We start from the raw sequence: 18,058 nt of genomic DNA on the forward strand, positions 1-18,058 counted from the left end.
TCAGACGGGCGTGCACGCGTGCGCGACGATCATGGGAAGCGAGCCGATTACGGACACGTCCCCGCTGCTGGAACGTACGGACGGTACGGTGACGACCACGTTCGAATACCATACGTGCGAGACGCTGGGCCTGGTGAAGATGGACTTCCTGGGTCTGTCCAACTTGACGGTGATCCAGGACACGCTCAGGAACATCGAGGCGAACGGCAAGCCGGCGATCGACTACACGAAGATCCCGCTGGACGACAAGGCCACGTACGAGCTGCTCTCGCGCGGCGACACGCTCGGCGTGTTCCAGCTTGATTCCGACGGCATGCGCAGCCTGCTCAAGATGCTCAAGCCCGACAACTTCAACGACATCTCCGCGCTTATCGCCCTGTACCGTCCGGGCCCGATGTCGATGGATTCGCACACGAACTACGCCAAGCGCAAGAACGGTCTGCAGAAGATCACGCCGATCCACCCCGAACTGGACGAACCGTTGAAGCAGGTGCTGGACGAGACGTACGGCCTGATCATCTACCAGGAGCAGGTGCAGTCGGCGGCGCGTATCCTCGCGGGCTACTCGCTGGGCAAGGCCGACGTGCTGCGGCGTGCGATGGGCAAGAAGAAGCCGGAGGTGCTGGCCAAGGAGAAGGTGCCGTTCTTCGCGGGCATGAAGGAGCACGGCTATTCCGAGGAGGCGTCGCAGGCCGTGTGGGACGTGCTGGTCCCGTTCTCCGGCTACGCGTTCAACAAGGCCCATTCGGCCGCATACGGTTTGATCTCGTATTGGACCGCATACCTGAAGACCCATTATCCGGTCGAGTTCATGGCCGCGCTGCTGCAGGGCACGAAGGACAACAAGGACAAGACCGCCCTGTATCTGGGCGAGGCGCGCCGCATGGGCATCCAGGTGCTTTCGCCGGACGTCAACGAGTCGCAGTTCGCGTATTCGGCCGTGGGCGACGTGGTGCGTTTCGGCCTGGGCGCCATCCGCAACGTGGGTGACAAGGCCGTGGCGGACATCGTCGCCGAACGTTCCGGCTCCCATGGCAAGTACGTGAACTTCATGGACTTCGTGCGCCGCGTGCCCCTGACGGCGTTGAACAAGCGCCTCGTGGAATCGCTGATCAAGGCGGGCGCGTTCGACTCCATCGACCCGAACCGCCGCGCCCTGTTCCAGATCCACGAGACCGCCATCGATTCGGTCGTCGGGTTGAAGCGCAAACAGGCGGAAGGCCAGTTCGACCTGTTCGCCGACGACGAGGACGGGGGAGCGGACGCCATGGGCGACGCCTCCGTCACCGTGCCCGACATCGAGGACTGGGACAAGAAGACCAAGCTCAACTTCGAACGCGAGATGCTCGGCCTGTACGTCTCCGATCACCCGCTCTCCGGCATGACCGCCGTGCTCGCCGGCCTGCGCGAGATGTCCATCGCGCACCTCATCGACCGTGCGAAGACGATGGGCGAGGGCCAGCAGGTCACCCTCGCCGGCATGATCACGAAGGTCGACCGCCGCGTGTCCAAGAAGGGCAACGCGTGGGCGATCGTCACCATCGAGGATCTGGAGAGCTCCATCCAGTGCCTGTTCTTCGGCAAGGTGTACGAGGCCGCCGCGCCGGACCTCAAACAGGACGACATCGTGCAGATCCGCGGCCAGGTCGAGCTGCGCGACGAGACCGTGTCGCTGCGGGCGACCGAGCTCGAGGTACCGTCGTTGGACGCGGAGGACGAACGCCCGGTCATCATCACGCTGCCCGAGGCGGCGTTGGGCCGTGACCATGTGATGCAGCTCGGCCAGGTGCTCACCAACCATCCCGGGTACTGCGAGGTGAAGCTCGCCATCGTCGGCGACGACGGCACGGCGGAGGTCCTGACGTTCGGTGACCGGTTCCGCGTGAAACGCGACACGTCGCTGTTCGCCGAACTCAAGATCCTGTTCGGGCCGGGCTGCCTGCCTGCGGCGTGAGTGCGGCTCCCCGTTGCGGGGAGCCGGAAGCGATGCGGTGCAGGCAGGCAGCCGATGCGATGCAGGCGTCAGCGGCGTAGCGGCTTGAGCTGGAAGACCTCGTCGGATTGGTCGGCGACGGCAGGCGAGTGCGTCACGATGATGACGCATTTGCCCTCCTCGTGCGCGAGCGAACGGAAGATCGCCATGATGTCGTCCTGCGTGGCCATGTCGAGGTTGCCGGTGGGCTCGTCCGCCAGCACGATGTCGGGATCGTAGCCGAGCGCGCGGGCGATGGCCACGCGTTGCTGTTCGCCGCCCGACAGGTGCAGGATGCGTTCGTTCGCGTATTCGGCGGGCAGACGCACCTTGGCGAGCAGGTCGACGACGAGTTCGTGCTTCGGTTTGCCGAACGGTTTGCCGGACGCCTCCATCGACAGGGTGATGTTCTCCTCGACCGTCAGCGACGGCAGCAGGTTGAAGCTTTGGAAGATCACGCCGATGTCATGGCTGCGGAACCGGTAGCGGTCCGCCTTCGCCAGGTCGTTCCCGTTGTAGAGCACGCGGCCGGCGGTGGGCGAGGTGAGGCCGGAGAGCAGTGAGAGCACGGTGGTCTTGCCAGCGCCGGACGGCCCCACGATGGCGATGACGCGTCCGGCGTGGAAGTCGTGGCTCAGGTCCTTGACGACCTGCTTGCCGCCTTTCGTGTACGCGTAGGAGACGTGGTCCATCGCGAGGACCGGACGGTCGCCCTGCGTGGTGTCGGAGGCTTGCGCCGTGCCGGCCGTTGCCGCAGGTGCGGCGGTCGTGGTGGTTTCGGTGGTGGTTTTTGTGGTGGTTTCGGTGGTCATGATGGTTTCCTCCTTCAGGTCGGGATGATTCAGGAGCGGTCGGCGAGAATCTGCAGCGGCTCGTAGCGGATGATCGCCACGATGCCGGCCAACGCGGAGACGAGCGTGAGCGCCAGTCCGATGAGCGCGAGCTGGCCGACGACCTTGAGGTCCACAGTCGCGTCGATCTCGCTGACGTAGTCGACCGCCTGCGAGAATCCGCCGCGCCCGCCCGAGGGTTGCGCACCGCCCGGAGCGGCGGGCGCACCCGAACCGGAGGCGTCGGATGAATCCGCCGAACCTCCGCCTGGCGCGCCGGGCATGTCGGCGTCGCGGCCGAACTGCGCCTGCCGGCTCGTCGCCTCGGACTGCTGCGAGGAGACCTGCTGGGCGAGCAGCTGGTTCGACACCGGCACCGACGCCGCCGCGCCGCCGGCCACGCCGAGCGCGATGCCGATCATCGTGACGATGAGCAGCTCGATGACGAACTGCGCGGCGACCTTCGACTTGCGGATGCCGATCGCGGTGAGCACGCCCACCTCGTATTTGCGCTCGCGCACGTTGAACAGGTTGATCACGATGAGCACCACCGCGCCTACCGCCAGCACGATGACGAGCAGCGTGAGCGCGAACTTCGCGAGATTGTCGAGCGGCACGAGACTCGATTCGTATTGTTCGACGTCCGCCGAGGAGACCGTGTAGCCGTCTTCGAGCCCCGCCTTCTCGACGTTCTTCGCGAACGTCTCGTAGTCGTCCTTGCCGTTCAGCACGTAGGTGAAGTCCAGCTGGGTGCGGGAGGCTGAGGTCTGCGTGGTGGCGGAATCATCGGAGGAGGCCGTGGAGTCGTCGTCCGTGGAATCCGATCCGGAGGCCAGGCCGAGCTTCTCCAGGGTGGCCACGGACGTGTAGATCGCGTTGTCCGGGTCGGACGAGGTGCCGCCCATCGGGCCGTTCATGCCGGTGTTGGACGAGGCCGAGTTCTTGTAGATGCCGACGATGGTCAGCTCGTACGTCGTGTCGTCGCCGGACAGGTCCGCCACGGTGATTTTGTCGCCCACCGCGAGACCGTTGAAGTCGGCGAGGGCCTTCGAGATGATCACGTCGCCTTCGGAGGATTCGTCGTAGCCGAACACCTCGCCGTCGCTCATCGTGAATGATCCGTTGGCCGCGGCCGCGACGGCCGAATCGGAGGAGAAGCCGACGAGTGAGAAGTCGCCGGAATCCATGCCCATCATGCCGCCGCCCTGGCCGCCCATGCCGCCGGGGCCGCCGCCCTGGCCGCCCTGCGCCGACTGGCCGTCGGAGGACGCCGACGAGTCGGACGAACCGGACGTGCCTGACGCCTCGTTCGACGTGGTCGACTCCACCGGCTGGAACGCGTCGGTGCCGTTGACCGACGTGGTCTGCGTGTAGTACGTGGATACCTCGACGCCGGCCGCCTTGGCGTACTTCTCGTAGTCGGCGAGCGTGAGCGCGTTCTGGTCGAGCGCGTCGCGCATCGTCTTGAAATCAGGCTGGTCCGACGAATCCGAAGAATCGGAGTCGTCTGATGACTGCGCCGCCTGCCGGGCGGCGCTCATCATCGCCTCGCGGTCCACGCCGATCGTCGCCGTCACGCTCGTCGAACTCAGACCGTCGGCGCGTGCGGTCTCGGCGGCGCCGCGTATGGCGAGGCCTATCGTCGCCGCGGCGGCGATGATCGCCACGATGATGACGATGAGGACGTTGCGCCCCTTGTTGCGCGTGACGGACCGCCACGCGTTCTTCAACACGAACATGGATGGTTGTTTCCTTTGCCGTTCCCGTGCGCGGGACCCTGCGCCCCGCGTCATGGCCCCAGCATGAGCCGCCAGCATGGAAGGAGACTTGCCGCACGCTGAAGAGGCCCCGGGGCGAACCGGCGATGAACCGGGGAGGTTCCTGAACGTGGTCTGAAAGCCGCGCGTCACTCGCCGACGCGTGAGATGCCGGTCCGCTCTCCTGGCGCGGTGCTCGTGTGGCCGGGCGGGTGTGAAAGCCTCCCTTCGTAGTATTGGGTCTCCTTGAGCTCGCCGCCTATCGTGTCGGCGAAATGCCGCTCATGCGTGATCATTGGTCTGCCTCCCAGATCGGAGGCGTTGCGGTAGGCCGCCTGATGGTATTTGAGCCAGTGGGTCATCTCCTTCGTCTCGGCGGGGTCGTCCACCACGGCGGCCGCATAGGGGCTGTCTCCCCATACGCCCGAATCGGCGGAGGGCGTGCAGGAGCCGTCGTCGTTGAGCGTGGGCGTTCCCGGACCCGCAGCCGGTTGGAGCGTGCCGCGCACCGTCAGCCAATGGTCGGTGGCCGGGTTCTCCGCGCCGTCCAACGCGGCCACGAGTTCGTCCTCGATCTCGATGCTCGTCACCCACGTGTGTTCCGGGATGGGATGGTTCGCCACCGGGGAGCCGGCCGTCACGATGTGCTGGATGTTGAACCGTTCCGACTCGTCGGAGGCGATCGCGGCCGCCACGATGCCACCCTGCGAGTGGCCGATCATCGCCACCGGCTCGTCCGGCCGGATGCCGGCCTGCTCCATCGCCTCGACCACCATGCGCGCGCCGTCCGCCCTGCGGCGGCGTTCCGGATCGTCGCTCATCAGTTCGATGTTCTGCTCCCATCCGAACGGCGAATCCCATTGGCCGTCCGTGCCGGGGATGGTGACGAGCCACGCGTTCGAGCCGTCCGGACGCTCGTAGCGCTGCACTGCGATCGTGCCGTATTCGAGCCCCGAATCCAGGTCGATCTTGCCGAGCCGCTCCTCGCCGAGCCGGCGCAGGTTCTCCAGCGACTGCCCGACCGACGTGGATGAACGCACCACTTCCGCCCGCGACTGGACCCGCCTGACGGTCAGCTCGTTGCCTTGGTAGATGTCCTTGATGGGGCCGGACCATTTGCCGATCTTGCCGGCGGCCTGGTTCACCTCGTCGGTATGCACCACGCCCTTGCCGAGTTCGATGTCGGTGAGCAGCGCTCCGATGCCGGACATGTAGCCCTCCTGGAACGGTGCGGTCGCCCAGGACGAGTAGCCGGGGGTGAACGCGCGTTCGGCCAATCCACCGTAGATGAGCCCTCCGAGGATGCCGCCGACCATGGCGGACGAGGCCCACAACGGATGCGATTGGGTCACCGCCTGCGTCAGTTCGGTCACGGCCCTGCGGCTGTCGCGTTCGGCCTGCGAGTACAACGCGTTCGCACGTGCGAGCATGTCCGCCATGCCGTGCAGTTTGGCGCTGGTGTCGTTGAGTTCCGCGGCATGCCGTTGGCATGCGGCGATGAGCTGCGCGTAGGGGAGCGTGACGTGTTCGCCGCCGGACGAGGATCGCGTTCCGGAGGAGAGCGTCGTGCACAGGGGCACGCTGGTGCGGTCCGCGGCGAGTTCCATCGCCGTGTCCGTCCATGTGCGCGCGTGGACGCCCAATTCGGTGGCGGCGTCCACAAGCGCGTCGTACGCGGCATGGAACTCCTCCACGGTGGCGGGTGCGGACTGGTGCCCGCCATGGACGCGCGCGACGATCTGCCAGTCGCTCATGGCGACATCACCGCCATACGCGTCACCGTCGCGGCTTCGTCGTCGTGCGCGTCCAACGGCGGACGCAGCGAGGTGAGTCTGTCTCGGAACAGGTTCGCGGCGTTGCCCTCCCAGTCGAGCGAGGCGCATGAGGCGAGGGCGGTGCGGGCCGCTCCGGTCACCCGCACGGTGCCTTGGGCGGCGGCGTCGATGCGTTCGCGGCTGGCCTGCACGGCCTCGTGGCATCGGCATCCGTCGTCTGCGAACATGGGTTTAGGCATCTGGCCGAAGGGGCGGGAGCCCGCGAACGGCGCATAGGTGCGCATCGTGCCGGGAATCGATCTGCGTGTGGTGCTCATGCACCCATTGAACGCGGATTCGAAGGGCGCCGTCCAGCCGGAACGGGGCATGTGGTCGGAGCCCCCGATATCCACATTCTGTAAACCGTCTTTACCAGGGTTTGGTGGACTGCGTCGAGGACTGGTCCTGCTGCGCGGTGTCCTCCTGCTTCGTGGTGGACTGCGACGGCGTGGACTGCTGGTTGGCCTTGAGCAGCTCCTCGACCTGCTGCCGCTGTTTGGCGGTGAGCCCGCCGCCCTTGCCGGACGAGCCCGAACCGGTGCCGGCTTCGGCGGCCTGCTGGTCGGCGTCGGTGGTCGTCTGCCCCTTCTGCTCCGCGATCTCCCGCGTGGTGCGCGTCGTCAGTTTTTTCGACACCTCCGCGTTACGGGAGATGGGCTCCCTGACTTGGGGGATGAGCAGGAAGGAGAGCGCCTGCGCGTCATCGAACTGCGCGTCGACCTGCTGTTGGCCCGCCCCCAACGCGTCGAGATCCACATCGTCGCGTTCCGCGTTCCTGAGGTTCTCGTTCAGCGTCATGGTGGCCTGGTTGAACCGCATGACCGCGACGAGGTTCACGCCGGCTATGCCGGCCACGCCGAGCGCGACCACCGCGATCACCGCGAGCAGCACGCGCACGCCCAGCGCGGCACGCGCCGCCGGGCGTGCCTCGCCGGACCGCTTCACACCGATGCTCATAGCAGCCTCCTTGACAATGCGAACTGCGCTCCGGCCTCCCAGGCCAGCAGCACGACGGCCGCCGCGGCGATCGGCCACACGACCGGCGCCACGCGCGTGCGCTCCTTGCGCGTGTTCGTCATCTTCCACTTGTCGCTCATCTTCGCGGACACGCCGTCGGCCATCGTCCGCGAGGCGTTCACCGGCAGATAGGTGCCGCCCATCTCGTCGGCGATGTCCTTGAGATTGGTCTCATCCATTTTCGAGACCCCCGGCTGGCCGGTGTCCGGGTCGGTGACCCATTCCTGCGTGCCGGCGTCCGCCTGCGCCGAAGCGCCGTCCGCGATCTTCGGGATGTTGCCGCCGGCGGTCGAGCCCACGCCCACCGTGAACGCGTCGTCGAGATAGCTGCGCAGCGACGAGAACGTGCGGCGCTTCTTCGGCGAGGTCTGTTCGCCGTCGGTGATCACGTACAGCACGATCGCGTCGTCAGGATGCCCGTCGCGCAGCTGCTTCAACGTGGTGACCAGCTGGTCGAGCGGCGCGTCCAGCGAGGATCCCGCGGACACGCTCGTCGCCTCGGGCGCCAGAGAGCCCGCCCAACTGCGGATTGCGGTCGTGTCCGGCGTCAACGGCACGTCGAGCGTGCCCGACGCGCCGAACCGCAACGCGGCGAAACTCGAATCCGGGTACAGTCCGGTCAGATCGTCGACGGCCCTGCGCGCCGCCTCGAGACGGGTGATCGCCGTGTCGTCGCCATAGGTCGCGTCCGAGACCGCCATCGAACCGGTCACATCGACTGCGACCACCACATCGGTGGCGTTCACCGCGCGCGACGTGGTTGACGTGACCATCGACGGCATGAGCACGGCAGCGGCCGCCAGCAGGCAGACCAGCACGCGCCGCACGCACGATCCCAGCGTCTCGTCGCCGGCCATGCCGCGCGCGTGACGCACGACGCCGACGACAGCGCACACCGCCAATGCCGCGGCGAGCGCGCCGCCCACCGGCCAGCCGAACACGGGGGAGAGCGTCCATGAACTCATCGCTTCAACCTCCAAACCACCAGCAGCCACAGCATGACGACCACGGCCAGGGCGAGCGCGAACCAACCCGGATCGTCCACCAGCGCCGCCTGCGTCGCCTTGCGGTTCTGCGCGGAACGCCGCCTGTCGATGTCACGCACCAGCTCGTCGACGCTCGCGCCGTTCGACTGCGTGAGGAACACGCCTCCATGCGATTCGATGAGCGTCTTCATCTCGGTGGTCGTCGCGTCGCCCTCGCTCTGCCTGGGGCCGGAGAACAGGCCGTCCACCGTGATCTTCGCCTCGCCGGTCAGGTCGAGCGCCTGCTCAAGCGTGTACGTCGGCGTGCCGGAGACCACGTTGTCGGTGGCGAGCACGATCGACGCGGCGCGCGTGGAACCGTCCGCCCCGGACGAACCGTATGCGAAACCGGGCAGCATGGCAGCGCAGGAGACCACGCCGTCGCCGATGAGCGATGTCGTGTCCTTGCGGTTCTGCGTGCCCTCCAGCCAATCGGAGATCCGCTGGTAGTCGGCGTCGCTCATCTTGTCGATGTCGTCCTGCGACTCCACGCCCTTCAACGCGCGCGAGGCGGCGTCGAGCTGTTCGGTGACCAGATCGTAGTCGTCGGTGAGCGGGAAGACCGTGCGCGACGTCGAATTGAAGATGCTCATGCCGATGCGCTCGCCCTCGAAGCGGGTGACGAGATCCCGGTACGTGTCGATCACCTGACGGTCGTACGGCAGCGTCGAACCGGACACGTCGAGGCACAGCACGATGTCGCGGCTCGACGAACGCTCCTCGCTGCGGTCCACCGTCGCCGGTCTGGCGAGCATCGCGACCGCCAGACCGATCGCGACGACCACGAGCGCCGCGGCGCACCGGTTGAGCAGACGCCAGCGGCGGAACAGCTTCGCGGCGCGTCCCGTGTTGAGATCGTCGTCCAGCGTGAACACGCGGACCGTCTCGATGCGATGCCGCCGCGACGAGAGCGCGACGACCAACGCGATCAGCGCCGCCGCGGCGAGCGCGCCGCCCACGGCCGCCCACGGCCATTGCCATGACAGCTGCATCAGCGTCCCCACCTTTCCACCAGATTCGACACCCAGCCGGCCGCCTCGGCGACATCCGCCTGACGGGCATGCGCGTTGACGGACTCGTCGGCGAACTCGGGCGGGTAGAGCGCCTCGATCGTCATGCGCAGCAGGTCGAGGCCCCGTCTGGACGACGGGTCGCGGCGCTCGCCTCGCAGGTCCGCCAGCGTATGCGTGCTCAGATCGCGCCCCGTCGCCTCCGAAGCGAAATCGCGGGCGATGGCCGCCAGCGCGAGGAACGCCTCCTCACGGTCGATGTCCCCGGCCGCGTGGCGGGACGTCACCTCGTCGATGCGCGCATGCCACGCCGCCTTGCCCGTGGACATGCTGTGCGCGCCGCGCGTGCGCTCCCGACGTGCGCGCGGCGGTCTCGACAGCAGCACCACGCATGCGATCAGCGCCGCCGCCAGCAGCAGGCACGCCGCCAGCGCCGCGACGAGCGGGCCGGTCATGTCGAGCTGCGCCACGGGCGTGAGGTCGTCGTTCTGCACCGCCCCGATCATGCCACACCTCCCCACGGTTCCAACGACGGCATGGACGGCGCGCGCAGCTGGTTCGGCGTATTGCCGGCCAGCGAGCGCGACACCAGACGCACGAACGCGTCGAACATCGCCTCGCTCGATGCGGCGTGCACCAGATGCCCGTGGGCGCGCGACAGTTCGCGCTCCAGCGCGGCCGCCATGAACGCGCGATGCGTGTCCACCTCGGCGGCGGCTCGCGGGTCGGCCAGGAACGCGGGGAGGCGACGCTGGCCCATGCCGTCGAGCACGCCCACGGTGCGGGCCGCGGAGAACGGGTTCACCGTCGCCACGTCGATGACCACCAGCGGGTGCGTGCGTCCGATGCGCCGCAACGCCTGCAGCTGGTCTTCGGTGAGGGCGTGCTCGTCCGTGGCGAGCACGATGAGCGCACGCCGGTCCTTGATGCGTCGGGCGTAGCCGAGCAGGGCGCCGATGTTGCGCGGCTGGGCCCAGTCACGGTCCAACGCCTCGTCCAACGTGCGCCCGAACTGGGCGAATCCGCCATGGAACGGCACGCGCGTGATGCTGGCCGCGTCGGCGAACACCAGCGACAGGTCGTCGAAACGGCGCAACGACAATGCGGCGAACATGCGCAGCGCGTTCGCCGCCACCTCATAGGCGCGTTCGCCGGATTCGCAGGCACCCGTCATCTCGCGGCCCACGTCCATGAGCATCCACACGTGCGAGGTGACGTCGCGCTCGCGCCGGGCCACCATCGGGCGACCCTGGCGCGCGCTTGTCTTCCATTCGATGAGACGCGCCTCGTCGCCGGGCTCGTAGACGCGCACGTCCATCAGATCGTCCGAACCTCCGGGCCTGTGCGAGGCGTGCTCGCCCTCGATCACGCCCAGGGCCTTGCGGACGGTGGGCAGGCTCAGCTGCGTGCCCAGCGCCTCGATCCTGGCCCGGATCGGATCGTCGGTCCTGTCGATCATGGAACGGGAACCGCCTGCACGATGCGGTCGATGACCTGGTCGGCGCCCACGCCGTCGGCCATCGCCTCGAACGTGAGCACGATGCGGTGGCGCATCACCTCATGCACCACCGACTTGACGTCCTCCGGCACCACGTAGTCGCGGCCCTTGAGCAGCGCGTTCGCCTGGCCGATGCGCACCAGCGCGATCGATGCGCGCGGCGAGGCGCCCAGACGCACCAGCGAACCCAATCCCTGCAGCGGGTGCGTGCCGGCGCCGCGCGACGTGGCCGCCAGATCGACCGCATAGCGCATGATCGCGTCGGAGACGTGCACGCGTCGCGCCGTCGCGCGCAGGAACTCGACGTCACGGATGGAGATCTGGTCGGCCGGCAGCTGCGTGGGGTCGAACACGTCCGAACCGCGGCGCGTGAGCAGCGCCAGCATGCGGGCCTCCTCGTCGGCCGTCGGGTAGGTCATCACGGCCTTCATCATGAAACGGTCCATCTGGGCTTCGGGCAGTGTGAACGTGCCCTCCTCCTCGACGGGGTTCTGCGTGGCGATGACCATGAACGGCTTCGGCAGCGCGATGCGCTCGCCGCCGATCGTGGTCGCGCCCTCGGCCATCGCCTCGAGCATCGCCGACTGCGTCTTCGCGTTGGAGCGGTTGATCTCGTCGAGCAGCACGAAGTTCGCGTGGATGGGTCCGATCTGCGTGGCGAACTTCTGCGTGGCGAAGTCGAACACCTGCGTGCCCACCAGATCGGAGGGCATGAGATCCGGCGTGCACTGCACGCGCTTGAACGTGCCGGAGACGGAGGTGGCGAGCGTCTGCGCGGCAGTGGTCTTGGCCAGGCCGGGCACGGATTCGATGAGGATGTGGCCGCCGGCCACCAGCGTGAGGATCAGCGACTCACGCAGGTTGGCCTGTCCGACCAGTGTGTGCGCGAAGCGGGAACGGACCCGTTCCGCCAGCGACGCGGCGAGTTTGACGTCGTCCGGAGCGATGGCGCCGGCCATCGCTCCGGGTCTCGTCTGGGCCGGTTGCGGGGGCATCTGTGGTTTCGGAGGGAAAATTGCCATGCGTTCCACTCTAACCGCGTTGGGTGACGGCTCCCTACGGCAGTCGCCAGTCGATCGGATCGGCTCCCATGGATGCGAGCGCCTGATTGGCGCGGGAGAACGGCCGTGAGCCGAAGAAGCCGCGGGAGGCGGACAGCGGCGAGGGATGTGGGGATTTGATGATGAACGCGTTGGTGAGCAGCGGCTCCAGCGTCTGGGCGTTGCGTCCCCACAGGATCGCGACGAGCGGGCGGGGGCGGCCGGTCGCGGGGTCGACGCGGGCGTTCAGCGCGCGTATCGCCGCCTCGGTGACCTCCTCCCAGCCTTTGCCCTGATGCGAATTCGGCCGGCCCACGCCCACGGTCAGGCACCTGTTGAGCAGCAGCACGCCCCGTTGCGTCCACGGCGTCAGGTCGCCGTTCGAGGGTTCGGGCACGCCCAGGTCGGAGACGAGCTCCTTATATATATTGACGAGGCTCTTCGGCAGCGGGCGCACGTCCGGCGCGACGCAGAAGCTCAAGCCCACCGGGTGCCCGGGCGTGGGGTACGGGTCCTGCCCGACGATGAGCACCTTGATGGAGTCGAAGGGGATGGTGAACGCGCGCAGGATGTTGTGCGCGGCGGGCAGCCAATGCCGGCCCGCGCGGTTCTCCTCGCGCAGGAACGCGCCCATGCGGTGGATCGTCGGTTCGACGTCGGCCAGCGCTTCGGCCCAGCCGGGTTCGACGAGTTCGCTCAACGGTTTGATTTCGCTCATGGCTTCACTCTACCGCCGTATGCGGCCGCGCACCTCGGCGGTCACATGCGGCGCCGGAGACACGGTGGCGTATTCCCATCGGGCGGCCATGACGTTACACTCGTGGGTTAGTGATGATTGGAGGCTCAGTATGGCCAGGAACGACAAGGAAGCAATCGACTCCTACGAGCCGGACTCGTTCGACGATCCGCCGAAGGGCCCTGCGGGCATGCACCGCGGGGCGAGGCCGGTGACGGCACGTCTCGTGCCGTTCGTCGTGGTCGTGCTCGTCGCGGCGCTGTGCGGCGTGGGGGCGTGGGGCGTCCTGTCGGGCGAGCTCGGCAAGGTGCGCATGCCGTGGTCGGCCTCCTCCACCGCGAATGCGTCCGGATCGTCCTCGGATTCCACGCAGAAGCAGAAGACGTCGGACAAGACGTCCGACGATCAGGCCGCCGCCGAGAAGAAGGCCGCCGAAGAGAAGGCCGCCCAGGAGAAGGCCGCGGCCGAGGAGCAGGCGAAGAAGGCCGCCGAGGAGCAGGCGGCCCAGGAGGCGGCCGCCCAGCAGGCCGCGCAGCCGGACAAGACCAAGGCGGTCACCGTCGTCAACGGCACCGGCGTCTCCGGGTATGCGGCAACCAAGCAGGGCGTGCTCAACAACGCCGGGTATACGAACGTCGTCGCCTCGAATCCGACGGGCGCCCTGCCGTCGGCCACCGTCGTGTGGTACGAGTCCGATGCGGACAAGGCCACCGCCGAGGACGTGGCCAATACGCTCGGCATCTCCAACGTGCAGCCGGCCAGTGGTCTGGGAGGCGGCATCGTCGTCGTCCTGATGAACTGACCGATTCGTATCGCGGGATGAAACGTGGTTATGGCCACGTTTCATCCCATTTTCCGGCCGCTGTTGTTGTCGTTGACATGGGGCACGTCTATACTGGCCCTTTAGTCGCGAGGCGGGGGGTGCGTGGTGTTGTGGTTGTTATTCCCTCCGTGTCGGGAGAGATTACAGCTCACACAGCTAAGGGAAGTGCAACATGGCGCAAGGAACCGTGAAGCTTTTCAGTAATGGCAAGGGGTATGGCTTCATCACCCCGGACGGCGGCGGCGACGACGTCTTCGTCCATTACTCGGTGATCTCCGGCGAGGGCTTCAAGACCCTCGACGAGGGGGACAAGGTCGAGTATGAGGCCGAAAAGGGCCCCAAGGGGATGCAGGCGACCAAGGTCACCAAGTTGTGAGCGCCCCGTCAGCCCATCCCAAGGTTCGTGAGGTTGAGGATTCGGACCCCTCAGGTTTGCCCCGGTCAGTACGACGGGGCTGTTTTCATGCCCTGACAGCGGGCGGCGAAGGCGCCGTTCATGCCGAAAGCGCAATCGCGCGGGATGATGTTGGCACTCGGCGGGGTGGAGTGCTAATCTCGTTGCTTAGCACTCGGAGGTCGAGAGTGATAACCGGCGGCTGACGGTCGGTGGTCATGTGCGGCCCGACGGGTGAGCATCGGTACACCAGCCATATGGAGGATGAACACAACCATGGCAAAGATCATTGCTTATGATGAGGAAGCCCGCCAGGGCATGCTGGAGGGCCTTGACAAGCTCGCCAACACCGTGAAGGTCACGCTGGGCCCGAAGGGCCGCAACGTCGTGCTCGACAAGTCCTACGGCGCGCCGACCATCACCAACGACGGCGTCTCCATCGCCAAGGAGATCGACCTCGAGGATCCGTACGAGCGCATCGGCGCCGAGCTGGTCAAGGAAGTCGCCAAGAAGACCGACGACGTCGCGGGCGACGGCACCACCACCGCCACCGTGCTGGCCCAGTCCCTCGTGCATGAGGGCCTGAAGAACGTGGTCGCCGGCTCCAATCCGATCGCGCTGCGCCGCGGCATCGAGAAGGCCGCCGACGCCATCGTCAAGGAGCTCGTCGCCGCCGCCAAGGACGTCGAGACCAAGGACCAGATCGCCGCGACCGCCACCATCTCCGCCGCCGATCCGGAAGTCGGCGAGAAGATCGCCGAGGCCCTGGACAAGGTCGGCCAGGACGGCGTCGTCACCGTCGAGGACAACAACCGCTTCGGCCTGGACCTCGAGTTCACCGAGGGCATGCGCTTCGACAAGGGCTACATCGCCCCGTACTTCGTCACCAACGCCGACGACCAGACCGCCGTGCTCGAAGATCCGTACATCCTCCTGACCTCCGGCAAGGTCTCCAGCCAGCAGGACGTCGTGCACGTGGCCGAGCTGGTCATGAAGACCGGCAAGCCGCTGCTGATCATCGCCGAGGACGTCGACGGCGAGGCGCTGCCGACCCTCATCCTCAACAACATCCGCGGCACCTTCAAGTCCTGCGCCGTCAAGGCCCCGGGCTTCGGCGACCGCCGCAAGGCCATGCTCCAGGACATGGCCATCCTCACCGGCGCTCAGGTCGTCTCCGACGAGCTCGGCCTCAAGCTCGACTCCGTCGACGTCTCCGTGCTCGGCCACGCGAAGAAGGTCATCGTCTCCAAGGACGAGACCACCATCGTGCAGGGCGCCGGCTCCAAGGAGGACATCGACGCCCGCGTCGCGCAGATCCGCGCCGAGATCGAGAACACCGACTCCGACTACGACCGTGAGAAGCTGCAGGAGCGTCTCGCCAAGCTGGCCGGCGGCGTCGCCGTCATCAAGGTCGGCGCTGCCACCGAGGTCGAGGCCAAGGAGCGCAAGCACCGCATCGAGGACGCCGTGCGCAACGCCAAGGCCGCCATCGAGGAGGGCCTGCTGCCCGGCGGTGGCGTCGCCCTTGTCCAGGCCGCCGCGAAGGCCGAGAAGGACGAGTCCGTCACCTCGCTGACCGGCGAGGAGGCCACCGGTGCCGCCATCGTGTTCCGCGCCATCGAGGCCCCGATCAAGCAGATCGCCGAGAACTCCGGTGTGTCCGGTGACGTCGTGATCAACAAGGTCCGCTCCCTGCCGGAGGGCGAGGGCTTCAACGCCGCCACCAACACCTACGAGAACCTGCTGGCCGCCGGTGTCACCGACCCGGTCAAGGTCACCCGTTCCGCCCTGCAGAACGCCGCCTCCATCGCCGGTCTGTTCCTGACCACCGAGGCCGTCGTCGCCAACAAGCCGGAGCCGAAGCCGGCCGCCCCGGCCGCCGGCGCCGACATGGGCTACTGATCGGCTTCGAGACCGATGACCGCCTGAACGGCTGAATCATAGGGGCCCGTCGCCCGGTGCAACCACCGGACGACGGGCCCCTTGCGTATTGCGGCGCCTACTGCGCGAACAGCCGTGCGGCGGCGGACTCGGCTTCGGCGTAGACCGTTGAGGCCTGCGTCAGGGCGTTCTGGATCGATTCCAGCGACGTCTCCATCTGCTGCTGCGCCGCGCGCCACTGTTCGGCCACCGTCGTGAACTGCGTGGCCGCCGTGCCGCGCCAGGCGTCCTGCAATGAGTTGAGGTTCGCGTACATGCCGGCCACGGCCTGCCTGATCTGGCCGACCGAGGCCTGCACCGCCGCGCTCGATGATTGGATCCTCTCGGAATCCACCTGATATTGGGGCATCGTCGTCTCCTTTGCGTCAAGGTATGTGGGTGTTGTCTGTTGGTGCAACCGGTCGCTAAGGTGGAGTCTATGATGTTTGCGCGAATGAGGAACGGAAAAACGGCTCCTGTGGTCGGAGCCCCCCTTCACGGCGTGTCGCCGATGGTGAAATGGCTTGTCTGCTTGGTTCTGGCCCTGATGTGCGCGATGTGGATAACTCCCGCGGCCCATGCCGAGGACTCGATCACCACCACCAACGACATCACCGATACGCAGAATCTGCTGGGCAGCAACGTGTCCGCGGTGAGCGACGCGATGAAGCGCACCGAACAGGAGACCGGCGTGCACGTGCGCCTGCTCTACGTCGATACGTTCGGCGTCAAGAAGGACGCCTCGGCATGGGCGTCGAGCGTGCTTGAATCCACCAGCCCCCAGCCGAACACCGTGCTGCTCGCCGTGGCCTCGGCGGACGGCAATCTCGTGGTGTGCGTCTCCAGCAACTCCGACGAGTGGCTCAACAACCAGAAGACCATCGACGCGTTGAGCGACGCGGCCATGCAGCCGCTCACCAAGCAGGGCGAACAGGATTGGTCCGGTGCCGCCACCGCGATGATGGACGAGATCGTGCAGCAGAAGAAGACCTCCACGAACACCGGCGCCATGACGATCGGCATCGTCGTGATGCTCATCGTGCTGGCCGTGCTGGTGGTCGTCATCGTCGTCGCCATCGTCATGCGCCGTCGCCGCGGAGCGAGGAAGAACGCCGCGCGCGCGGCCGTGGAACAAGACGGGAAGAAGGCCGCCGTCGCAGGGGACGCGGATGAGAAGGCCGCCGCCGCGCCGGACACGGGGGAGTCGGCGCGGGACGCCGAGCCCGAACGCCCGATGACCCGCCGCGAGTTGCGCGAGGCGCGCAAGCGCAGGCGCGGCCCGTTCTCCCGCTGAGAGATTCGACCGCCGGCGGCCCGCTCACGGCCGATACGGCAATAATCCCCAGTCCGCTTTCAGGAAACCCACAGACAGGCGGTACAAGCTGGGAGCCATGAGCAAGCCCATTGAAGCATCGATCGTCGTCGTCGACGACGAACCATCCATCCGAGAACTGCTGGTCGCGTCCCTGCACTTCGCGGGATTCGAGGTGAACACCGCCGCCTCCGGCTCCCAGGCGATCGAGGTCATCGAGAAGGTGCAGCCGGACCTCATCGTCCTCGACGTCATGCTGCCGGACATCGACGGGTTCACCGTCACCCGCCGCATCCGGCAGGAGGGCATCGACGCGCCGGTGCTGTTCCTCACCGCGCGCGACGACACCCAGGACAAGGTCATGGGGCTGACCGTCGGCGGCGACGACTACGTGACCAAGCCGTTCAGCCTCGAGGAGGTCGTGGCCCGCATCCGCGCGATCCTGCGCCGCACGCGCGAACAGGTCGAGGACGATCCGATCATCCGCGTCGGCGACCTGGAGATCAACGAGGATTCGCACGACGTCACCCGCGCCGGCCAGAGCGTCGATCTGAGCCCCACCGAATACAAGCTGCTGCGCTACCTCATGGACAACGCCGGGCGCGTCCTGTCCAAGGCGCAGATCCTCGACCACGTGTGGCAGTACGACTGGGGCGGCGACGCCGCCATCGTGGAAAGCTACATCTCCTACCTGCGCAAGAAGGTCGATGGCGTCATGGTCGAAGGCGAGGACGGTGAGAAGCACAAGGTCACGCCGCTCATCGAGACGAAGCGCGGCATCGGGTACATGATCCGCGAACCGAAGTCATGACCCCGCAGACCCCTCCGAAGGCCGGCACGCAGACCGTCCAGCCGCGCGTGCCCATCGGCAGGCCCCCCAAGGCGACCGGGTGGCGCCGCATCCCGCGGT

At 67.2% G+C, this 18,058-nt stretch carries 18 protein-coding genes; 6 read left to right on the forward strand and 12 right to left on the reverse strand.

Annotation, left to right across the window (positions count from 1 at the left end; translation table 11 throughout):
* A partial coding sequence (gene dnaE / locus BFAL_RS00205; RefSeq protein WP_152973435.1) for a DNA polymerase III subunit alpha occupies positions 1–1,954 on the forward strand: 1,954 nt, incomplete at its 5' end.
* A gap of 68 nt (positions 1,955–2,022) precedes the next feature.
* On the opposite strand, the gene BFAL_RS00210 is transcribed toward dnaE, so the two are convergent.
* From BFAL_RS00210 to BFAL_RS00260, 11 genes are all read right to left on the reverse strand, one after another.
* Positions 2,023–2,784 (reverse strand): ABC transporter ATP-binding protein, encoded by a 762-nt coding sequence (locus BFAL_RS00210; protein WP_082440214.1) that lies wholly within the window; start codon positions 2,782–2,784, stop codon positions 2,023–2,025.
* 29 nt (positions 2,785–2,813) lie between these two features.
* A complete protein-coding gene (locus BFAL_RS00215) occupies positions 2,814–4,541 on the reverse strand; it encodes an ABC transporter permease (protein ID WP_055426452.1) in 1,728 nt (575 codons plus the stop codon).
* 167 nt (positions 4,542–4,708) lie between these two features.
* Positions 4,709–6,313, reverse strand: coding sequence for a PGAP1-like alpha/beta domain-containing protein (locus BFAL_RS00220; RefSeq protein WP_055426453.1), 1,605 nt, complete (start codon positions 6,311–6,313; stop codon positions 4,709–4,711).
* The gene (locus BFAL_RS00225) at positions 6,310–6,651 is read right to left on the reverse strand and encodes a hypothetical protein (protein ID WP_152973436.1); all 342 of its coding nucleotides are present in this window, start codon (positions 6,649–6,651) and stop codon (positions 6,310–6,312) included. Before BFAL_RS00225 ends, BFAL_RS00220 begins: the two co-directional genes overlap by 4 nt.
* Positions 6,652–6,742: 91 nt before the next feature.
* Positions 6,743–7,330: a DUF6466 family protein gene (locus BFAL_RS00230; RefSeq protein ID WP_055426455.1), complete on the reverse strand. Its 588-nt coding sequence runs from the start codon at positions 7,328–7,330 to the stop codon at positions 6,743–6,745.
* Complete coding sequence (locus tag BFAL_RS00235; RefSeq protein ID WP_055426456.1) at positions 7,327–8,355, reverse strand: VWA domain-containing protein; 1,029 nt, start codon at positions 8,353–8,355, stop codon at positions 7,327–7,329. The genes BFAL_RS00230 and BFAL_RS00235 overlap by 4 nt, the downstream gene beginning before the upstream one ends.
* Positions 8,352–9,407 carry a vWA domain-containing protein gene (locus BFAL_RS00240; protein ID WP_055426457.1) on the reverse strand — a complete coding sequence of 352 codons (1,056 nt, stop codon included), beginning with the start codon at positions 9,405–9,407 and terminating at the stop codon, positions 8,352–8,354. The genes BFAL_RS00235 and BFAL_RS00240 overlap by 4 nt, the downstream gene beginning before the upstream one ends.
* Positions 9,407–9,931, reverse strand: a complete 525-nt coding sequence (locus tag BFAL_RS00245) for a hypothetical protein (RefSeq protein WP_055426458.1) — start codon at positions 9,929–9,931, stop codon at positions 9,407–9,409. Before BFAL_RS00245 ends, BFAL_RS00240 begins: the two co-directional genes overlap by 1 nt.
* The gene (locus BFAL_RS00250; protein WP_055426459.1) at positions 9,928–10,884 is read right to left on the reverse strand and encodes a DUF58 domain-containing protein; all 957 of its coding nucleotides are present in this window, start codon (positions 10,882–10,884) and stop codon (positions 9,928–9,930) included. The genes BFAL_RS00245 and BFAL_RS00250 overlap by 4 nt, the downstream gene beginning before the upstream one ends.
* The gene (locus BFAL_RS00255) at positions 10,881–11,945 is read right to left on the reverse strand and encodes an AAA family ATPase (protein ID WP_055426460.1); all 1,065 of its coding nucleotides are present in this window, start codon (positions 11,943–11,945) and stop codon (positions 10,881–10,883) included. Before BFAL_RS00255 ends, BFAL_RS00250 begins: the two co-directional genes overlap by 4 nt.
* A 34-nt stretch (positions 11,946–11,979) precedes the next feature.
* Positions 11,980–12,681 (reverse strand): uracil-DNA glycosylase, encoded by a 702-nt coding sequence (locus BFAL_RS00260; RefSeq protein ID WP_055426461.1) that lies wholly within the window; start codon positions 12,679–12,681, stop codon positions 11,980–11,982.
* Between the two features lie 130 nt (positions 12,682–12,811).
* Between BFAL_RS00260 and BFAL_RS00265 the strand changes: the two genes are divergently transcribed.
* The 3 genes from BFAL_RS00265 (at position 12,812) to groL (ending at position 15,818) form a co-directional block, all read left to right on the forward strand.
* Complete coding sequence (locus BFAL_RS00265) at positions 12,812–13,501, forward strand: LytR C-terminal domain-containing protein (RefSeq protein ID WP_055426462.1); 690 nt, start codon at positions 12,812–12,814, stop codon at positions 13,499–13,501.
* A gap of 193 nt (positions 13,502–13,694) precedes the next feature.
* Complete coding sequence (locus BFAL_RS00270) at positions 13,695–13,898, forward strand: cold-shock protein (RefSeq protein WP_055426463.1); 204 nt, start codon at positions 13,695–13,697, stop codon at positions 13,896–13,898.
* A 294-nt stretch (positions 13,899–14,192) separates the two neighbouring features.
* Complete coding sequence (gene groL / locus BFAL_RS00275; RefSeq protein WP_055426464.1) at positions 14,193–15,818, forward strand: chaperonin GroEL; 1,626 nt, start codon at positions 14,193–14,195, stop codon at positions 15,816–15,818.
* A gap of 97 nt (positions 15,819–15,915) precedes the next feature.
* On the opposite strand, the gene BFAL_RS00280 is transcribed toward groL, so the two are convergent.
* Complete coding sequence (locus BFAL_RS00280; protein WP_055426465.1) at positions 15,916–16,206, reverse strand: WXG100 family type VII secretion target; 291 nt, start codon at positions 16,204–16,206, stop codon at positions 15,916–15,918.
* Positions 16,207–16,347: 141 nt separating this feature from the next.
* Between BFAL_RS00280 and BFAL_RS00285 the strand changes: the two genes are divergently transcribed.
* The gene (locus tag BFAL_RS00285) at positions 16,348–17,130 is read left to right on the forward strand and encodes a TPM domain-containing protein (protein ID WP_160319006.1); all 783 of its coding nucleotides are present in this window, start codon (positions 16,348–16,350) and stop codon (positions 17,128–17,130) included.
* A gap of 97 nt (positions 17,131–17,227) precedes the next feature.
* Positions 17,228–17,959 carry a response regulator transcription factor gene (locus tag BFAL_RS00290; protein WP_055426466.1) on the forward strand — a complete coding sequence of 244 codons (732 nt, stop codon included), beginning with the start codon at positions 17,228–17,230 and terminating at the stop codon, positions 17,957–17,959.
* Positions 17,960–18,058 lie beyond the last annotated feature (99 nt).

The organism is Bifidobacterium aesculapii, assembly GCF_001417815.1.
Taxonomy (GTDB): Bacteria; Actinomycetota; Actinomycetes; order Actinomycetales; family Bifidobacteriaceae; genus Bifidobacterium; species Bifidobacterium aesculapii.

Coding starts and splice junctions, on each gene's coding strand:
- BFAL_RS00210 (WP_082440214.1), bottom strand. CDS start 2,784: ATGACCACCGAAACCACCACAAAAACCACCACCGAAACCACCACGACC.
- BFAL_RS00215 (WP_055426452.1), bottom strand. CDS start 4,541: ATGTTCGTGTTGAAGAACGCGTGGCGGTCCGTCACGCGCAACAAGGGG.
- BFAL_RS00220 (WP_055426453.1), bottom strand. CDS start 6,313: ATGAGCGACTGGCAGATCGTCGCGCGCGTCCATGGCGGGCACCAGTCC.
- BFAL_RS00225 (WP_152973436.1), bottom strand. CDS start 6,651: ATGAGCACCACACGCAGATCGATTCCCGGCACGATGCGCACCTATGCG.
- BFAL_RS00230 (WP_055426455.1), bottom strand. CDS start 7,330: ATGAGCATCGGTGTGAAGCGGTCCGGCGAGGCACGCCCGGCGGCGCGT.
- BFAL_RS00235 (WP_055426456.1), bottom strand. CDS start 8,355: ATGAGTTCATGGACGCTCTCCCCCGTGTTCGGCTGGCCGGTGGGCGGC.
- BFAL_RS00240 (WP_055426457.1), bottom strand. CDS start 9,407: ATGCAGCTGTCATGGCAATGGCCGTGGGCGGCCGTGGGCGGCGCGCTC.
- BFAL_RS00245 (WP_055426458.1), bottom strand. CDS start 9,931: ATGATCGGGGCGGTGCAGAACGACGACCTCACGCCCGTGGCGCAGCTC.
- BFAL_RS00250 (WP_055426459.1), bottom strand. CDS start 10,884: ATGATCGACAGGACCGACGATCCGATCCGGGCCAGGATCGAGGCGCTG.
- BFAL_RS00255 (WP_055426460.1), bottom strand. CDS start 11,945: ATGGCAATTTTCCCTCCGAAACCACAGATGCCCCCGCAACCGGCCCAG.
- BFAL_RS00260 (WP_055426461.1), bottom strand. CDS start 12,681: ATGAGCGAAATCAAACCGTTGAGCGAACTCGTCGAACCCGGCTGGGCC.
- BFAL_RS00265 (WP_055426462.1), top strand. CDS start 12,812: ATGGCCAGGAACGACAAGGAAGCAATCGACTCCTACGAGCCGGACTCG.
- BFAL_RS00270 (WP_055426463.1), top strand. CDS start 13,695: ATGGCGCAAGGAACCGTGAAGCTTTTCAGTAATGGCAAGGGGTATGGC.
- groL (WP_055426464.1), top strand. CDS start 14,193: ATGGCAAAGATCATTGCTTATGATGAGGAAGCCCGCCAGGGCATGCTG.
- BFAL_RS00280 (WP_055426465.1), bottom strand. CDS start 16,206: ATGCCCCAATATCAGGTGGATTCCGAGAGGATCCAATCATCGAGCGCG.
- BFAL_RS00285 (WP_160319006.1), top strand. CDS start 16,348: ATGGTGAAATGGCTTGTCTGCTTGGTTCTGGCCCTGATGTGCGCGATG.
- BFAL_RS00290 (WP_055426466.1), top strand. CDS start 17,228: ATGAGCAAGCCCATTGAAGCATCGATCGTCGTCGTCGACGACGAACCA.